The organism is Vibrio sp. OPT41 (assembly GCF_015163595.1).
Lineage (GTDB): Bacteria > Pseudomonadota > Gammaproteobacteria > Enterobacterales > Vibrionaceae > Vibrio > Vibrio alginolyticus.
This window is the reverse complement of sequence record NZ_JADDYH010000101.1, coordinates 54,627-72,194: the sequence shown is the minus strand read 5'-3', so window position 1 is coordinate 72,194 and position 17,568 is coordinate 54,627. Positions and strand designations below refer to the sequence as shown.

The 17,568-nt window shown below is 45.8% G+C and carries 13 protein-coding genes; 1 reads left to right on the top strand and 12 read right to left on the bottom strand.

Going from position 1 to position 17,568, the window contains the following annotated elements:
• Positions 1–203: 203 nt before the first annotated feature.
• The 5 genes from eno to rlmD all read right to left on the bottom strand — a co-directional run bounded on the left by eno (position 204) and on the right by rlmD (position 8,245).
• A complete protein-coding gene (gene eno, locus IQP38_RS25980; RefSeq protein WP_005380909.1) occupies positions 204–1,505 on the bottom strand; it encodes a phosphopyruvate hydratase in 1,302 nt (433 codons plus the stop codon).
• Between the two features lie 78 nt (positions 1,506–1,583).
• Positions 1,584–3,224: a CTP synthase gene (locus IQP38_RS25975; RefSeq protein ID WP_021034029.1), complete on the bottom strand. Its 1,641-nt coding sequence runs from the start codon at positions 3,222–3,224 to the stop codon at positions 1,584–1,586.
• Between the two features lie 205 nt (positions 3,225–3,429).
• Positions 3,430–4,233 (bottom strand): nucleoside triphosphate pyrophosphohydrolase, encoded by an 804-nt coding sequence (gene mazG / locus IQP38_RS25970; RefSeq protein ID WP_193838155.1) that lies wholly within the window; start codon positions 4,231–4,233, stop codon positions 3,430–3,432.
• 349 nt (positions 4,234–4,582) lie between these two features.
• Positions 4,583–6,802, bottom strand: coding sequence for a GTP diphosphokinase (gene relA / locus IQP38_RS25965; protein WP_005380915.1), 2,220 nt, complete (start codon positions 6,800–6,802; stop codon positions 4,583–4,585).
• A gap of 123 nt (positions 6,803–6,925) precedes the next feature.
• Entirely contained in the window at positions 6,926–8,245 is a 1,320-nt protein-coding gene (rlmD, locus tag IQP38_RS25960; protein WP_136976895.1) for a 23S rRNA (uracil(1939)-C(5))-methyltransferase RlmD, read from the bottom strand.
• Between the two features lie 192 nt (positions 8,246–8,437).
• Here rlmD and barA point away from each other — a divergent pair, with 192 nt between their 5' ends.
• On the top strand, positions 8,438–11,236 hold the full coding sequence (gene barA, locus IQP38_RS25955) for a two-component sensor histidine kinase BarA (RefSeq protein ID WP_005383774.1): 2,799 nt from the start codon (positions 8,438–8,440) through the stop codon (positions 11,234–11,236).
• A 69-nt stretch (positions 11,237–11,305) separates the two neighbouring features.
• Here the strand turns inward: barA and acpS are convergent, their stop codons facing one another.
• The 7 genes from acpS to lepA form a co-directional block, all read right to left on the bottom strand.
• On the bottom strand, positions 11,306–11,686 hold the full coding sequence (acpS, locus tag IQP38_RS25950) for a holo-ACP synthase (protein WP_005380927.1): 381 nt from the start codon (positions 11,684–11,686) through the stop codon (positions 11,306–11,308).
• Between the two features lie 10 nt (positions 11,687–11,696).
• On the bottom strand, positions 11,697–12,431 hold the full coding sequence (pdxJ, locus tag IQP38_RS25945; RefSeq protein WP_005384579.1) for a pyridoxine 5'-phosphate synthase: 735 nt from the start codon (positions 12,429–12,431) through the stop codon (positions 11,697–11,699).
• Positions 12,428–13,159: a DNA repair protein RecO gene (gene recO / locus IQP38_RS25940; protein ID WP_005384578.1), complete on the bottom strand. Its 732-nt coding sequence runs from the start codon at positions 13,157–13,159 to the stop codon at positions 12,428–12,430. Before recO ends, pdxJ begins: the two co-directional genes overlap by 4 nt.
• 115 nt (positions 13,160–13,274) lie before the next feature.
• A complete protein-coding gene (era, locus tag IQP38_RS25935) occupies positions 13,275–14,237 on the bottom strand; it encodes a GTPase Era (RefSeq protein ID WP_005380931.1) in 963 nt (320 codons plus the stop codon).
• Positions 14,230–14,907, bottom strand: coding sequence for a ribonuclease III (rnc, locus tag IQP38_RS25930; RefSeq protein ID WP_005380932.1), 678 nt, complete (start codon positions 14,905–14,907; stop codon positions 14,230–14,232). Before rnc ends, era begins: the two co-directional genes overlap by 8 nt.
• A gap of 21 nt (positions 14,908–14,928) precedes the next feature.
• A complete protein-coding gene (lepB, locus tag IQP38_RS25925) occupies positions 14,929–15,828 on the bottom strand; it encodes a signal peptidase I (RefSeq protein ID WP_005380933.1) in 900 nt (299 codons plus the stop codon).
• Between the two features lie 104 nt (positions 15,829–15,932).
• Positions 15,933–17,568 (bottom strand): translation elongation factor 4 (gene lepA / locus IQP38_RS25920; protein WP_228010201.1); only part of this gene is annotated, 1,636 nt, incomplete at its 5' end.

Below are 17,568 nucleotides of genomic sequence, written 5' to 3'. Positions count from 1 at the left end.
ACACGCTCCTTACAAGAAATAAGCAGCAAAATGAAACAAAGAGACTTCTCTACTCTCTCCTTCCTCGTTCTATGGAATCACAAATGAACGTAAGCGAAAGACATCAAAAAGCAAAGCCTGTTCTCATATGTCAGATACAAAAACACCCCGCCAAAGCAGGGTGTTTCAAAAGCTTTAAGTTAAGCGGTTAATTCAATTAAGAATTAAGCTTGACCTTTAACTTCTTTAAGACCGTTGAAAGGAGCGCGATCACCTAGTGCTTCCTCGATACGGATTAGTTGGTTGTACTTAGCAACACGGTCAGAACGGCTCATAGAACCAGTTTTGATTTGACCTGCTGCTGTACCTACCGCTAGGTCAGCGATAGTTGCATCTTCAGTTTCGCCAGAACGGTGAGAGATTACTGCTGTGTAACCTGCGTCTTTAGCCATCTTGATTGCAGCTAGAGTCTCAGTTAGAGAACCGATTTGGTTGAACTTGATAAGGATAGAGTTAGCTACGCCTTTCTCGATACCTTCAGCAAGGATCTTAGTGTTAGTAACGAATAGATCGTCACCTACTAGTTGAAGCTTGTCACCTAGTAGTTCTGTTTGGTGCTTGAAGCCATCCCAGTCAGACTCGTCTAGACCGTCTTCGATAGAAACGATTGGGAATTGGTTAGCTAGCTCAGCTAGGTAGTGGTTGAACTCTTCAGAAGTGAAAGTTTTACCTTCACCTTTCATGTTGTAGATGCCAGCTTCTTTGTCGAAGAACTCAGATGCAGCACAGTCCATAGCTAGAGTAACGTCTTTACCTAGTTCGTAACCAGCAGCTGCAACAGCTTCTGCGATAACTTCTAGAGCTTCAGCGTTAGATTTAAGGTTAGGAGCGAAACCACCTTCATCACCAACTGCAGTGCTGTAGCCTTTAGACTTAAGAACTTTAGCTAGGTTGTGGAATACTTCTGCACCGATACGTAGACCTTCTTTAAGAGTCTTAGCGCCAACTGGTTGGATCATGAACTCTTGGATGTCAACGTTGTTGTCTGCGTGCTCGCCACCGTTGATGATGTTCATCATTGGTAGAGGCATAGAGAACTGACCTGCAGTGCCGTTTAGCTCAGCGATGTGCTCGTATAGAGGCATGCCTTTCGCAGCAGCAGCAGCTTTAGCGTTTGCTAGAGAAACAGCTAGGATAGCGTTAGCACCGAATTTAGATTTGTTTTCAGTGCCGTCTAGTTCGATCATTACTGCGTCGATTGCAGCTTGGTCTTTAGCGTCTTTGCCAACTAGAGCTTCAGCGATTGGGCCGTTTACAGCTTCAACTGCTTTAAGAACACCTTTACCTAGGAAACGTGCTTTGTCACCGTCACGTAGCTCAAGAGCTTCGCGAGAACCAGTAGATGCGCCAGATGGAGCTGCCGCCATACCTACGAAACCGCCTTCTAGGTGTACTTCAGCTTCTACAGTTGGGTTACCACGTGAGTCGATGATTTCACGACCTAGAACTTTAACGATCTTAGACATTAATGTTTCCTCTCGTTTCAAATATAAATGTCAATCTTAAAGGGCAGCAGCACAACCTTCGCCGCCGCCCGTATCCTTTTACTTCTCGAATTCGCCGCGTGCGTTTTGGCCCGCAGCCTTAACAAAACCTGCAAACAATGGATGTCCATCGCGAGGAGTCGAGGTGAATTCTGGGTGGAACTGAGCCGCTACAAACCATGGGTGAGCTGGGTTCTCAATCATTTCCACTAACTTCTTGTCCGCAGATAGACCTGATACTTTTAGGCCTGCTTTTTCGATTTGCGGACGAAGCACGTTATTCACTTCGTAACGGTGACGGTGACGTTCATGGATCGTCGCGCTACCGTACAGTTCACGAGCTTTAGTCCCTTTCTCTAGGTGACACAACTGTGAACCAAGACGCATCGTACCGCCTAGGTCAGACTTTTCAGTACGCTCTTCTACGCTACCTGATTCGTCTACCCACTCTGTGATCAAACCTACCACAGGGTACTTAGTCTCTTTGTTAAATTCTGTTGAATGTGCACCTTCCATACCCGCAACGTTACGCGCGTATTCGATTAGTGCAACTTGCATACCCAAACAAATACCTAGGTAAGGCACGTTATTTTCACGTGCATATTGAGCCGCACGGATCTTGCCTTCAATACCACGATCGCCGAAGCCACCTGGTACTAGGATCGCGTCCAAACCTTCTAGAAGTTCAACGCCTTTTGTTTCGATATCTTGTGAGTCTACATACTTAATTGTGACGCTTAGACGGTTTTTCAAGCCAGCGTGTTTAAGCGCTTCGTTCACAGATTTGTATGCATCTGGTAATTCAATGTATTTACCAACCATACCGATGGTTACTTCACCAGTAGGATTTGCTTCTTCGTAAATAACCTGTTCCCACTCAGAAAGGTCAGCTTCAGGAGCTGTGATGCCAAAGCGAGCACACACAAGGTCATCTAGACCTTGAGATTTAATCAACTGAGGGATCTTGTAGATAGAGTCTACATCCTTCATTGAAATTACTGCTTTTTCTGGAACATTACAGAACAGTGCGATTTTTTTACGCTCATTCGCAGGAATAACGCGATCGCTACGGCAAACTAGGATATCTGGCTGAATACCGATAGATAGAAGTTCTTTTACAGAGTGTTGCGTCGGCTTAGTTTTCACTTCGCCCGCTGCCGCTAGGTAAGGAACAAGTGTTAGGTGCATGAACATTGCGCGCTCACGGCCTAGCTCAACAGCTAGCTGACGAATCGCTTCCATAAATGGTAGTGATTCGATATCACCAACAGTACCGCCAACTTCAACGATAGCCACATCATGGCCTTCAGAACCTGCAATAACGCGATCTTTGATTGCGTTAGTGATATGAGGGATAACTTGAATAGTTGCGCCTAGGTAGTCACCACGACGTTCTTTACGAAGTACGTCGGCATAAACACGACCTGCAGTGAAGTTGTTACGCTTGGTCATCTTGGTACGGATGAAACGCTCGTAGTGACCAAGGTCAAGGTCAGTCTCTGCGCCATCTTCTGTAACGAACACTTCACCGTGCTGAGTAGGGCTCATTGTGCCCGGGTCAACGTTGATGTAAGGGTCAAGCTTCATCATAGTCACTTTAAGACCACGAGCTTCTAGAATAGCCGCAAGAGATGCTGCTGCAATACCTTTACCTAGAGAGGATACAACCCCGCCAGTAACAAAAATGTAATTTGTCGTCATGTTTAACCTGAAATTGGTTGAATGAGGGAAATGGAGTGCTTCTGGACGGGAGATAAATATACCAGAAGCTCCTTACCGCCACAACGTGAAATCTATCACACCGTAATTTTTTATTTTTTGCTTCAAATCAAAGTGAGCAAAGACAAACCAAAGTCCGTTTTCGTGTAACCAAACAAGCTGACCTTATATTATGTATTCTGCCAGTTTACCTCTGCCTCGATTCTTCTTGTTTTACTTCATCCCAAAAATGGTCAAGTTCTGATAAAGAACAATCTGTAAGTACTTTGCCTGACTGCTGGACCTTGCCTTCAACTTGTTTAAAACGTCGCGCAAACTTTACGTTTGCTTTTCCTAGCGCGACTTCTGGGTTTTTATCAAGGTGGCGAGCCAAATTGACAGTCGCAAATAGCAAATCACCGAGCTCCAACTCAACTTTCTCTTCATCGGGCTGAACTTGCAGTGCCTCTTCCATGACTTCGTCAATTTCTTCTCGTACTTTATCGACAACCGGGCCAAGTGAATCCCAATCAAACCCAAGTTTTGCACATTTTTTCTGAATTTTTGTAGCACGAGAAAGTGCCGGTAAAGAGTTTGGTATTGAGTCTAGGATACTTTCTTCCGCTTTGCCTACTAGGGCTTTTTCTTTTGCTTTTTCCGCTTCCCAGTTCGCGTTAATTTCCTCGTCAGATTCAAACTCAACATCTGAAAAAACATGCGGGTGGCGACGAGTCAGTTTTTCGTTCACGGTTTCAACGACATCCGAAAAGTCAAACAGCTCTTGCTCTTTCGCTAGCTGACTGTAAAAAATCACCTGAAACAACAAATCCCCTAGCTCTTCTTTTATATTGGGCCAATCTCGATTTTGAATCGCGTCCACCACTTCGTAGGTTTCTTCTATAGTATGCGGAACGATGGTGTCAAAGGTTTGTTTTAAGTCCCAAGGGCAACCGTTTTCTGGGTCACGCAGCTTCGCCATGATTTGTTCTAACTGTTCAATTGGATGACTCATTTTTTGTTCCTTTAAACCTTTCTATTAAAGAAAAAGGTGAGCAGCCAAAACCACTCACCTTCTACATTATATTTTCTCAGCAGCTTTCACTAAGTAATTGTTACTTTGACAAGGCAACAAATTTTCGCGACTCCTGAGCATAGCCTACTATGTGATGCCCTTGAGCCGGCACGTCGGAATAAGTGCAGCTAACGCAGATAAAAAGCCAAATATGACGCAAGTGTAACTCTGTAAATAGTTGAAGTTGTAGCTAGGCGACAAACAAACGAGACTCCATCACATGGTTCACCATGTGATGGAGCGAGTGCGTGCAGTCAACAACGCTACAACGATAACTATGACGAGAGTTTTAGCCGAGGCGTTTCACCGTCATGACATCCTTGATCTGTTCCACACGCTTCGAAACCCGCGAAAGCACCTCAATATTGGTGACTTCTAGGTCAAAGTCCATGATGGCAAGTTGACGTCTGTAGTCGACTCGGTTCTTCATACTGGTCACTTTGATCTTTTCGTTGGCGAACAGTGTCGTAATGTCTTTGAGTAGACCACCTCGCTCCATCGCTTCAACACGCACGGTGAGGATGTATGACCCCACAAAGCCGCTGCCCCAGACTGTATCGATGATGCGCTCTGGCGCATGATGGCGCAGTTCTTCTAGCTGTTCACAGTCACTACGGTGTACTGAAATCCCACGACCTTGCGTTATGTAACCAGAGATATCGTCACCTGGAATTGGCTGACAGCAACGTGCTAGATGTGTCATTAGGTTATCGACGCCTTCTACTACAACTGCGTCTTTTTTCGGTCGGCTTTGCGCGGGTGATTTATGCTCAGCTTCTTGCAGTTTTTCCAGTGCTTGCTGATCTTCTTCCTCTGCCGTTGGCTTGTTAACTAACGCGTTGATATGGTTAATTATTTGGTTGATACGCAAATCACCGCTACCTACACCAACATACAATTCATCTGGTGTTTTGACGTTAAACCGCTTGAGGGCGTAATGCTCTGCATCTTTTAACGTTGCGCCAATTTTGGCTAACTCATGCTCAAGGATTTCACGACCTGCTTCAAGGTTCTTCTCACGGCTTTGTTTTCGGAACCAGGCGTTAATTTTGGCACGCGCACGACCAGAATGAACGAAGCCTAATGATGGGTTTAACCAGTCACGTGATGGGTTAGGTTCTTTCTGAGTGATAATCTCGACTTGGTCACCCATATGTAATTTATGCGTGAACGGCACAATACGACCTCCGACTTTGGCACCGATACAACGGTGTCCCACTTCGGAGTGAATGTGATAGGCAAAATCTAGCGGCGTTGCCCCCATTGGCAAATCGACAACATCACCACGTGGTGTAAAGGCATAAACACGGTCATCAAAGACTTGGCTACGTAACTCATCGAGCATTTCGCCAGAGTCAGACATTTCTTCTTGCCAATCCAGTAGCTTACGCAGCCACGTGATCTTCTCATCATAACCGCTTCGGCTGCTTGCCCCTTCTTTATATTTCCAGTGCGCTGCAACACCCAGTTCCGACTCTTCATGCATTTGCTTGGTACGAATCTGGATCTCGATGGTTTTGCCTTCTGGCCCTAGAATTACTGTATGGATCGATTGATAACCGTTTGGTTTAGGGTTAGCAACGTAGTCATCAAACTCGCTCGGTAGGTGCTTGTATTTGGTGTGAACTACACCCAAAGCCGCGTAACAGTCTTGCAGTTTGTCTGCGATGATACGTACTGCTCGAACATCAAACAGCTCATCGAATGCCAAACTCTTCTTCTGCATTTTTCGCCAAATGCTGTAGATGTGCTTAGGTCGACCACTCACTTCGGCATTGATGCCCGACACTTCCATTTCGTGCGTGAGGTCTTCAACAAAGTCTTTGATGTACTGTTCACGAACGATGCGTCGCTCAGAAAGCTGTTTGGCAATTTGTTTGTAAGTTTCCGGTTGTTGGTAGCGGAAAGCGTAATCTTCAATTTCCCATTTCAGCTGACCGATGCCTAATCGGTTTGCTAGCGGCGCATAGATGTTGGCACACTCTTTTGCCGCCGCACGTCGAACTTCATCAGGCGCTTTTTTAACTTCAATAAGGTTACAAATTCGCTCCGCAAGCTTGATAACCACGCAGCGGAAGTCATCCACCATGGCAAGCAGCATGCGGCGTACGTTATCTACCTGAGATGACGCTGCACTGCCTTCCATGTTGACGTTGAGTTGGCCAATAGCAGCCATTTCTTCAACGCCGTCGATTAATTTTATGATTTCTTTGCTGTATTTCTCTTCCAGAATTTCTCTGTTAAAAGCACCACTTGAAACCAAAGGAAACAGTTGAGCAGCCACTAAAGTGGCTTGATCCATAGACAAGGTGATCAAAATTTCGATCATTTCTCGTCCACGCCACAACAACAGTTCTGCTTGCTCGTTATCAGCTAATACTGTCTGGCAATCTCGATATACTTCGATTAAGCGTGAGGCTGTGTTTTTCTCTTGTCCTAGGCTAGCCACCCAGTTTTCGAGTTCAAACTGTTCATCTTGGTTTAAATGCGCGCTTCTTACCGCAACCATCTCATCATCCTAATTATTATATTCGTGTGGTTTGACTAACACCGTCCAGGTTAGTTCTTTTTACCGCGCGTACACGCTGGCTTTATGACCACCCACCACAAATAAGGGGTCAAAGTCCTAAAGTTAGGACTTTTCAAACAATGCCATCGATTCTAGATGACTGGTATGAGGGAACATGTCCAGCATACCTAATTTCGTTAATTTATAGCCTTGCTCTATCAAGCTTTGACTATCCCTAGCAAGGGTAGCAGGATTACAAGAAACATAAACTACACGCTGTGCGCCAAGCTCAGAAACTTGATCGATGATCCCACTCGCTCCCGCGCGTGCTGGGTCTAATAATACTTTATCAAACCGCTCTGCGGCCCAGGCTTGGCCTTCAAAATCTTGCTCAAGGTTAGCGTGATAAAATTGCGCGTTATTGATTTGGTTCAAAGATGCATTGTTTGTGGCTTTTTCTACCATCTCTGCAACACCCTCTACTCCAACCACGTACTTAGCTAATTTCGCAACTGGTAAACTAAAGTTGCCTAAACCACAGAACAAATCTAACACTCGGTCACTCTTTTGTGGGTCTAACCACTCAACCGCTTGTTTGACCATTTGTTGGTTTACACCTTGGTTTACTTGAATAAAGTTATTTGGTGCAAAAGGGATTTTCACTCCAACTTCTTGATAAAAAGGCATATCGCCTTCGATAAGGTCTAATTGTTCTGTCGATGGCATTAAGTACAACGATGCGCCATGACGTTTTGCCAACTCCGTTAGAGATTGAGTTTCACTCGTTGTCAGAGCGCTCAAGTGGCGCAGCGTAATACACGGCCCATTATCACCAAGTACCAGCTCTACATGACCCAATTGTTCAGGCTTTTTGAACGCTTTTAGCGCTGAGTAAATCTCTGGCAGCAAAACATTCAGTTCCGGTGCCAGCACTGGGCAATCGGTCACTTGCGCAATTTGCTTACTCTGCTTTTTACGGAAACCAAAATGTAGCTGACGTGTTTTTTTATCAACAAACAAGCTCACTCTCGCACGGCGACGGTAGGCCTGCGAATATCCCAATAACGGGGCATCTAGTTCAATGTCACTGCCTGAAAATTTTCGCATTAGCTGACGCAACGTTTGCTGTTTGTACGTCAATTGTTGGCCATAATCTAGATGCTGCAAATCACAGCCACCGCACTCATGATAATGTGGGCAAAATGGCTCCACACGAGCTTCACTCGGCTTAAGGATTTTAATCAACTTACCGCGAGCGTATTTGCTCTTTTCTTCCACCAATTGAGTGACCACCTCCTCACCCGGCAGTGCTCCATCAATAAACAATGGCTTCTTTTTGAGGTAAGCAATGCCTGCGCCGTGGTGATCTAAACGCTCTACTTGCACTGCTTGGTGCCGAGTATTGAGTTGGGTTTTCTTTTTCGGTTGAAAGATGCGTGCCATGCTCTATGCCTGATTTATGTGTAATTGCTCTTCGGCTTCACTATTCTTGATTGCAGCCGTTGTGTGATTCGAGTGACTTGATTATGCTTACCGTTTATTCGGTGACGTCACTTCTTTGCTCAAGGCTTTATCGTGCGCTTGAGAAATAATGCGTTATTTTCCCATATCCAGACTCCGATGTAATTAGATAACATGACCAGATATGGCTTACGAGCACGTGTAATTACACTAACTCTCGCTCCCACTCTCATTATTGGTTTATTACTGAGCGGCTTTTTCTCATTTAACCGCTACCAAGACCTTGAGAAACAAGTTATCACCACTGGTAACAGCATTATTGAGCCGCTGGCGATTGCCAGTGAAACTCATCTACTATCAGAAAGCCGAGAGGCGGTACGTCGCTTGATCAGCTACGCGCACCGCAAAAACTCCAAACTGGTTCGTAGTATCGCGGTATTTGATGAACATCATGAGCTCTTTGTGACCTCTAACTTTCATCCTAATTTTGAAGCCTTGATGTTTCCCAAAGATAAACCGATCCCGCAACTGGGTAATTCGGAAATCTACGAAAACTCACTGATATTGCGTGTCCCCATTTTGTCAGAAGGTCACTACTTAGCGGAGTTGTCGAACGAAAGCCAAGGCACAAAAGCGATTGGTTACATCGCCGTCGAGTTAGATCTCTCCTCCTTGAGGCTGCAACAGTATCAAGAAGTCTTTTCTGCGTTTTTAGTTCTGGTTCTCGGTCTTGGCTTAGCAAGTGTGTTTGCTTCACGTCTAATGCACGATGTGACCCAACCTATCACCCACATGAAGAATGTCGTTGACCGCATTCGCCGCGGTCATCTGGATGTGCGTATCGAAGGCAAAATGCACGGTGAGTTAGACCAGCTAAAAAATGGCATCAACGCCATGGCGGTATCGTTATCAGAATATCACGTAGAGATGCAGCACAGTATAGACCAAGCCACGTCCGACTTACGTGAAACGCTTGAGCAGCTAGAAATTCAGAACGTTGAGCTGGATATCGCGAAGAAACGCGCGCAAGAAGCGGCCAGGGTTAAGTCAGAGTTCTTGGCGAACATGTCGCACGAGCTGCGTACTCCGCTCAATGGGGTGATTGGCTTTACTCGTCAAATGCTTAAAACGCAGCTTTCTAACAGCCAAACGGATTACCTACAGACGATTGAGAAGTCGGCGAACAACCTGCTGAATATCATCAATGACATTCTCGACTTCTCGAAACTTGAAGCGGGTAAGCTGGCGCTGGAAAACATTCCTTTTGATTTCCGAGAAAGTTTAGAAGAGGTAATTAACCTACAAGCCACAAGTGCACATGAGAAAGGGTTAGAAATCACCCTAAAAGTGGACCCTAAAATTCCACCGGGTTTAGTTGGGGATCCACTACGTATTCAGCAAATTTTGACGAACTTAGTCGGTAACTCAATCAAGTTTACCGAGCGAGGCAACATTGATGTTAGCGTAGAAATGCGCTCTCAATCAGGAGACTCCGTCGAACTACAATTCATGGTGCGTGATACCGGTATTGGTATCTCTGAGCGTCAGCAAGCGCAGTTGTTCCAAGCCTTTAGCCAAGCAGATGCAAGTATTTCACGTCGTTACGGCGGTACTGGCCTTGGTCTGGTCATCACTCAGAAACTGGTGAGCCAGATGGGCGGCGAAATCAGTTTAACCAGCCGTCTACACCAAGGTTCAACCTTCTGGTTTACGGTGCGCTTGCACTCAACCGAGATGCCAATGAGCGAACTGATTGAAGTGGAACTTCTGACTGGGAAGCAGTTACTGCTGATTGAACCAAACATGCAAGCCGCATCCGTAACCCAACAGATTCTGAGTCAGGAGGGTATTTTAGTAACCTACCGCTCTTCGCTACCAAACAACGAAGAACAATATGATTATGTATTGTTGAATTTAGCGGCCAACCAGACTCACGATGCGGAAGTTATTACACCTTGGATAGAACAAGCGAAACGTATGGCTCCGAGTGTTCTCCTAGGGACACCGAGTACCGAATTGGCGCTTGCGGACCAAATAATGACAGAGCATCACGTCCAGTGCCTGACGAAGCCATTGTCTCGCCGTAAGTTGCTACAAAGCCTGATTAGCGAACATGTAGAATCGCCACCTGTATTAAGCGCTCCAATTACGCCAAGCGAAGGGGACCGTTTACCTCTGACTGTACTAGCAGTGGATGACAACCCTGCAAACTTGAAGCTGATCTCTGCACTGCTCCGCGAACGAGTAGAAACCGTCACCGCCTGTAGCAATGGCCAGCAAGCGGTGAACCTGGCGACAGAGAAAAAGTACGATTTAATCTTTATGGATATCCAAATGCCACAAATGGATGGGGTGACCGCTTGTAAGCACATTAAAGAGCTGGAGTTAAATAAAGACACGCCAGTGATTGCGGTAACGGCGCATGCCATGGCAGGGGAACGAGACCGCTTGCTCTCAGCAGGAATGGATGACTACTTGACCAAACCTATTGAAGAGCATGTGCTGCAACAGGTTTTGGTTCACTGGAACCCAAATGCTTGTACAGAGAGCATTGGCAAAGTCGCCCCTTCATACGTTGATGAACCTGAAGGAAGCGCACCACAACCCGTTTCTTCGCCTCAGCAGGATGTGATTATTGATTGGCAAGCAGCCTTAAAACAGAGCGCGAATAAAGAGGATCTCGCTAAAGACATGCTGCGCATGTTGATTGAGTTCATCCCTGAAGTAGAAGCAGTCGTTGACCAAGCTCTGGAGCAAGAAGATATCTCCCGTGATGACCTAATTCATGTCATCCATAAGCTGCACGGCAGTAGTTCATATTGCGGCGTTCCAAGACTGAAGTCACTCTGTGCGACGCTTGAGCAAGCACTGCGCTCAGGGGTCAGTCTTGAGGAAGTTGAGCCTGAAATGTTCGAGCTGCAAGATGAAATGATTAAAGTAACAACAACCGCAAAGTTATACCTTGAACAGTGATCTATTGAAGAGAAACAAAAGCCAGAGCAAATGCTCTGGCTTTTTAGTATTTTGTTTAAGACTTACAAGCTAGGATTCAAAAATGACCGTCGCCACAGCGTAATGACGCTCATCGGAAATGGACAGGTGAATGTGGTTAACGCCCATCGCATCCGCTATTTGCTTGGCTGTGCCCGTCAATGCGAGCACTGGTTTTCCAAGCTCATCGTTCGAGATGGAAAAGTCGTGAAACGTGACCCCTTTTGCGATCCCTGTTCCCAATGCTTTTGAGGCCGCTTCTTTAACTGCAAAGCGCTTAGCAAGATAACGACCTTGCAGCTTAAGCTGTGAGAATTTGGCCATTTCTTCTTCTGAAAGAATCCGCTGAGCAAAAGGTTCACCACTACGAGCTAACGCTTTTTCAATACGCTCAATTTCTGCAATGTCGGTCCCTAACCCTATAATCGCCATCTAGATAGCCCTATGACTGGCGAGCCTCAATCATCAGTGCTTTCATGTCAGCAACCGCTTTATTTAAACCATCAAATACTGCGCGACCAATGATTGAGTGACCAATGTTGAGTTCGTAAATTTCTGGTAATGCAGCAATTGGTGCGACATTGTGATAAGTCAGGCCATGCCCGGCATTAACAATAATACCTAGGTCATGTGCATAACTCGCACCAGCAGCAATCTTCTTCAGTTCAGCTTGCTGTTCGTCTTCTGTCGTCGCATCTGCATAGTGGCCAGTATGTAGCTCAATAAACGGAGCGCCACACTTTTTCGCAGCTTCAATCTGTTGACGGTCAGCATCAATAAAGAGCGAAACTTTAATGCCGGCATCTGTCAGCTTTTTCGTCGCAGCTTTAATTTTTTCAAGCTGCCCTACAACATCTAAGCCACCTTCCGTCGTCAGTTCTTCACGCTTTTCAGGCACTAGACACACAAACTCTGGTTTAGTTTGCAGCGCAATCTCAACCATTTCGTCCGTCACTGCCATCTCTAGATTCATACGCGTTTGAATGGTTTCACGCAGAATACGTACATCACGATCCAAAATATGGCGACGGTCTTCACGTAAGTGGATAGTGATACCGTCCGCGCCTGCACGCTCTGCAATTTCAGCAGCGTGAACAGGATCCGGGTATTTTGTACCACGTGCATTACGTAGAGTGGCAATATGGTCGATATTGACGCCTAAATAAATTGAGCTCATTTTCCGTTACTCCGTGCTCTGGGGGTCTGAATGAAAAATTCACGACTTTTTAAAGGTTTGCCGCCAAGATACGGCTTTAAGGCTATACGTGTAAAGCGTTTTGCCGCTTTTAGCTGCTCTTTAGTGACGAACCGCCGCTCACTGATAGCAATCAGTTCATTCCCTAAAAACGTGAGGTTATCGCGCCTAACCGAAGCAATAAACCCTTTCTGTTCCCGGTAACGATAGGTCATTTCTGGATCGACGGGCTCGCCGGTACCTGCACAATGCAAAAAATCCACGCCATACCCCATCGCAGACAGCAAGGCTAACTCAAAACGACGCAGTGCAGGCTCAGGGTTCTCGTTGTGCGCCAACTCGGTTAAAGCATGCAAATAATCATGAAATAGTGCTGGCATCGGCACTTCAGCCATCAAAATACGGCCAATCAGTTCATTGACGTACATGGCTGAGTAGAGATTAATGCCCGTTAACGGCAAACCTAGACTTATCGGCTCGGCTTGACGCAAAGTTTTCATTGAGCCTTTCCCCGACCATTTAAGTAATAGCGGGGTAAAAGGTTGCAATGCGCCTTTTAAGTTCGAACGCTTACTGCGCGCGCCTTTGGCCATTAAAGTCATTCGGCCATATTCCTCACTAAATACATCAAGGATTAAGCTCGATTCACTGTAAGGGCGTCGGTGCAATACAAAACAGCGCTGTAAACCTTCGGAAGACAGATTACTCATCTAAGTCATTGTGCCTAAAAAGTGTGAAATAAAAAATAAGGAGCCGAGCGGCTCCTTATTTTAATCGATACTGATTTTTCATCGATGTTGGAGCGAAGCACCTTCGCAGCCAAGATTATAAATCGTCTATATAACCCAACGATCGCAACGCTCGTTCGTCGTCTGCCCAGCCAGATTTCACTTTTACCCAAGTTTCTAGGTAAACCTTACGACCGAACAATTCTTCCATATCTAAACGCGCTTCGCGACCAATGGTTTTAATCTTCTCGCCGCCTTTGCCAATCACCATTTTCTTCTGGCCATTACGCTCAACAAGAATCAAGGCATTGATGTGGAAACCGTCGGTTTCAGGGTTGTAATCAAAACGTTCAATCTCAACCGTTACTGAGTATGGCAGCTCTTCACCAGTAAAGCGCATCAGCTTTTCACGCACAATCTCAGACGCCATAAAACGCTGAGAACGGTCAGTCACGTATTCTTCTGGGAAGTGATGCGTTGCTTTAGGTAAGTGATTACGCACGTGCTTACGCAGTACGTCAATGTTCTTACCTTGCTTGGCAGAGATTGGCACAACATCCACGAAGTCCATCTTCTTAGACATCTCCGCCATGTGTAGCATCACGTCGTTACGATCTTGTACGTTGTCGACTTTGTTTACACAAAGCACAACTGGGAAGTTCGATTTTTGAAGTTTGGTCAGCACCATCTCATCGTCTTTAGTCCAATGCGTACCATCGACTAAGAAGAACACAAGGTTTACATCACTCAATGACGAGTTAGCTGCACGGTTCATCAAACGGTTGATCGCACGCTTTTCTTCAATGTGAAGTCCAGGCGTGTCGACATAAATCGCTTGGTAATCGCCGTCCGTATCCACACCCATAATACGGTGGCGTGTCGTTTGCGGCTTACGAGAGGTGATCGAAATCTTCTGACCCAAAATCTTGTTCAAAAGTGTCGACTTACCTACGTTTGGACGACCAACAATAGCAATAAAGCCACAGTGTTGGTTTTCTGGCGAGCTTGGCTCACCTTGTGATGCGAAAAACGCATCGATATCGAATTCGTTATCAGCCATTTGTCAATTGCTCAAGTGCTGTTTCAGCAGCCGCTTGTTCTGCCTTGCGGCGGCTGGTGCCTTTACCGATTACAGGCTTATCCACACCTGCTACTTCGCACTCAACCGTGAACTCTTGGTTGTGCGCTTCACCTTTAATATTAGTCACTGTGTAGACAGGCAGCGGTTTTCTTCTGCCTTGTAGGAACTCTTGTAGGCGAGTTTTCGGATCTTTCTGTGAAACGCCTGGTTTGATGGCTTCAAGGCGTGACTGATACCAACTCAGTACAATGCCTCGCACAACTTCAAGATCACTGTCTAGGTAAATTGCGCCAATAATGGCTTCAACCGCATCGGCTAAAATAGAGTCTCGGCGAAAACCGCCACTCTTCAATTCACCTGGACCTAATTTTAAATAATCTCCTAGATCGAATTCACGACCCAGTTCCGCCAATGTATGTCCGCGAACCAAAGTAGCACGCATGCGGCTCATGTCACCTTCGTTCACTTTTGGGAAACGATGGTACAGATCATCAGCGATGACAAAACTTAAAATTGAATCGCCCAGAAACTCAAGACGTTCATTGTGCTTACTGTTGGCGCTGCGGTGCGTCAGCGCCAAATTGATAAGCCCGGCATCTTGAAACTGGTAGCCGAGCTTTCTCTCTAGTTTATCAATTGGAGAATTCATACTCTCTCGATATTTGAATGGTTAGTGAATGCCACCGATGCGGTTAAAACGCACACCAGTTGGAATCCATGAAGGTAGAACACTATCTGCGCCACGATCAAACTCGAAGCTGATCCAGATCGCGACAGCTTTACCGACTAAGTTTGCTTCTGGAACAAAGCCCCAGTAACGGCTGTCAGCACTGTTGTCACGGTTATCACCCATCACAAAATACTGACCTTGTGGTACAACCCACTCTGTCGTGCCGCTGCGTGGGAAATATTGCTCCACGCGGTTACGCACAAGAGGATTAACCAAAATATTGTGCTCAACGTTACCCAATTTTTCATCCAGTTGGATCATTGGAATACCGTTCGAGCTAAACTGACTTTCTTCAACATTGCTCAGTTTAACTGGCTTACATGCCGATTCGCCTTGGCTTTGCACGCAAAGCTGCTTATCACTTGAATAACGCACGATATCACCAGGTAAACCAACTACACGCTTAATGTAGTCCACGCTTGGTTGTGGTGGGTATTTGAATACCACGATATCACCACGCTCAGGCTTACCAGTTTCCACTAGCTGAGTACGCCATACTGGGTCTTTTAGACCGTACGCGTACTTCTCAACTAAAATGAAATCGCCAACCAGCAAGGTAGGCATCATTGAGCCTGATGGGATTTGAAATGGTTCGTAGATAAAAGAACGTAATACTAAAACGAACGCGATCACAGGGAAAATAGAGACGCTATTTTCAACCCACCAAGGCTGACGCTCAACTTTTTGCAAGGTCACTGCATCCAAACCATTAGACGTCTGAGCTTGAATCTCAGCCAGTTTTTCCTGACGCTTTTTCGCGAAAACCAGCTTTTCCAATAGCCAAACCACGCCAGTTACCAAAGTCGCAATAACCAACATCAGTGAGAATGTATTCGCCATTAAATTCCCTTATCTAAAAATACGAAAGTGAAAGAGCCGAAACCCTTTCACTTATTTTAATATCTAACGTCTTAAGACCGACAAGTGTGAGACAAAGTTCAACTTTAGTCTTTACCTACGTGAAGGATGGCTAGGAACGCTTCTTGAGGCAGCTCAACGTTACCGATCTGCTTCATGCGTTTCTTACCTTCTTTCTGTTTCTTCAGAAGTTTCTTCTTACGACTTACGTCACCGCCGTAACATTTCGCAATAACGTTCTTACGCAACTGTTTTACCGTTGAACGAGCGATAATGTGGTTACCAATTGCCGCTTGGATTGCGATATCAAACATTTGGCGAGGGATGAATTCTTTCATCTTCTCTACCAACTGACGACCGCGAGTCTGAGACTGATCTTTGTGTGTGATCATCGCCAATGCATCAACAGTGTCACCGTTAAGAAGAACGTCTACACGTACCATGTTCGAAGCTTCAAAACGCTGGAAGTTGTAATCCAAAGATGCGTAACCGCGTGATGTTGATTTCAGACGATCGAAGAAATCCAGTACCACTTCAGCCATTGGAATATCGTAAGTCACAGCGACTTGGTTACCGTGGTAAACCATATCAACTTGACTGCCTCGCTTTTCAACACACAGTGTGATTACGTTACCTAGGTACTCTGAAGGCACAAGGATGTTACAACGCGCAATCGGTTCACGAATTTCTTCAATGTCATTGATCGCTGGTAGTTTTGCTGGGCTATCAACATACAGCAGATCGCCATCCGTCTTCTCAACTTCGTAAACTACCGTTGGTGCTGTGGTGATAAGATCCAAGTCGTATTCACGCTCTAGACGCTCTTGGATGATTTCCATATGCAGCATGCCAAGGAAACCACAACGGAAACCAAAGCCAAGTGCCGCAGAGTTTTCTGGCTCGTAGAATAGCGATGCGTCGTTTAGGCTTAGTTTGCCTAGTGCGTCACGGAAGTTTTCGTAATCGTCAGAAGATACAGGGAACAGACCTGCGTAAACCTGAGGTTTAACTTTCTTAAAGCCAGGTAGCGGTTTATCACAACCATTCTTCGCTAGAGTCAGCGTATCACCAACAGGGGCACCAAGAATGTCTTTGATACCACAAACAACCCAACCTACTTCACCAGTACGAAGGGTATCGGTATCTACTTGTTTTGGCGTAAAGATACCAAGGCGGTCTACACCCCAAACTTGGCCCGTACTCATCACTTTGATCTTATCGTTCTTCTTCAGTTCGCCGTTTTTAATACGCACTAGAGAAACAACGCCAAGGTAGTTATCAAACCATGAGTCAATGATCAGCGCTTGTAGTGGCGCATCTGGATCACCTTCCGGTGCTGGAATCGCTGACACAATGTTCTCTAGAACGTCATCAACACCAATGCCTGTCTTCGCAGAACAGCGGGTTGCTTCCATTGCATCGATACCAACGATTTCTTCAATTTCTTCCGCTACACGCTCAGGATCGGCTGCTGGTAGGTCAATCTTGTTCAAGATTGGCACAACCTCTAGATCCATTTCGATCGCGGTGTAACAGTTAGCCAGTGTTTGAGCTTCAACACCTTGACCCGCATCCACAACCAATAGCGCACCTTCACAAGCCGCTAGAGAACGTGATACTTCATATGCAAAGTCAACGTGCCCCGGAGTATCGATGAAGTTCAGCTGATACGTCTCACCGTCTTTAGCGGTGTAGTTTAGCGTCACACTCTGAGATTTGATG

Coding starts and splice junctions, on each gene's coding strand:
- pdxJ (WP_005384579.1), bottom strand. CDS start 12,431: ATGAGCTCAATTTATTTAGGCGTCAATATCGACCATATTGCCACTCTA.
- eno (WP_005380909.1), bottom strand. CDS start 1,505: ATGTCTAAGATCGTTAAAGTTCTAGGTCGTGAAATCATCGACTCACGT.
- acpS (WP_005380927.1), bottom strand. CDS start 11,686: ATGGCGATTATAGGGTTAGGGACCGACATTGCAGAAATTGAGCGTATT.
- rlmD (WP_136976895.1), bottom strand. CDS start 8,245: ATGGCACGCATCTTTCAACCGAAAAAGAAAACCCAACTCAATACTCGG.
- barA (WP_005383774.1), top strand. CDS start 8,438: ATGACCAGATATGGCTTACGAGCACGTGTAATTACACTAACTCTCGCT.
- recO (WP_005384578.1), bottom strand. CDS start 13,159: ATGAGTAATCTGTCTTCCGAAGGTTTACAGCGCTGTTTTGTATTGCAC.
- lepB (WP_005380933.1), bottom strand. CDS start 15,828: ATGGCGAATACATTCTCACTGATGTTGGTTATTGCGACTTTGGTAACT.
- rnc (WP_005380932.1), bottom strand. CDS start 14,907: ATGAATTCTCCAATTGATAAACTAGAGAGAAAGCTCGGCTACCAGTTT.
- mazG (WP_193838155.1), bottom strand. CDS start 4,233: ATGAGTCATCCAATTGAACAGTTAGAACAAATCATGGCGAAGCTGCGT.
- IQP38_RS25975 (WP_021034029.1), bottom strand. CDS start 3,224: ATGACGACAAATTACATTTTTGTTACTGGCGGGGTTGTATCCTCTCTA.
- relA (WP_005380915.1), bottom strand. CDS start 6,802: ATGGTTGCGGTAAGAAGCGCGCATTTAAACCAAGATGAACAGTTTGAA.
- era (WP_005380931.1), bottom strand. CDS start 14,237: ATGGCTGATAACGAATTCGATATCGATGCGTTTTTCGCATCACAAGGT.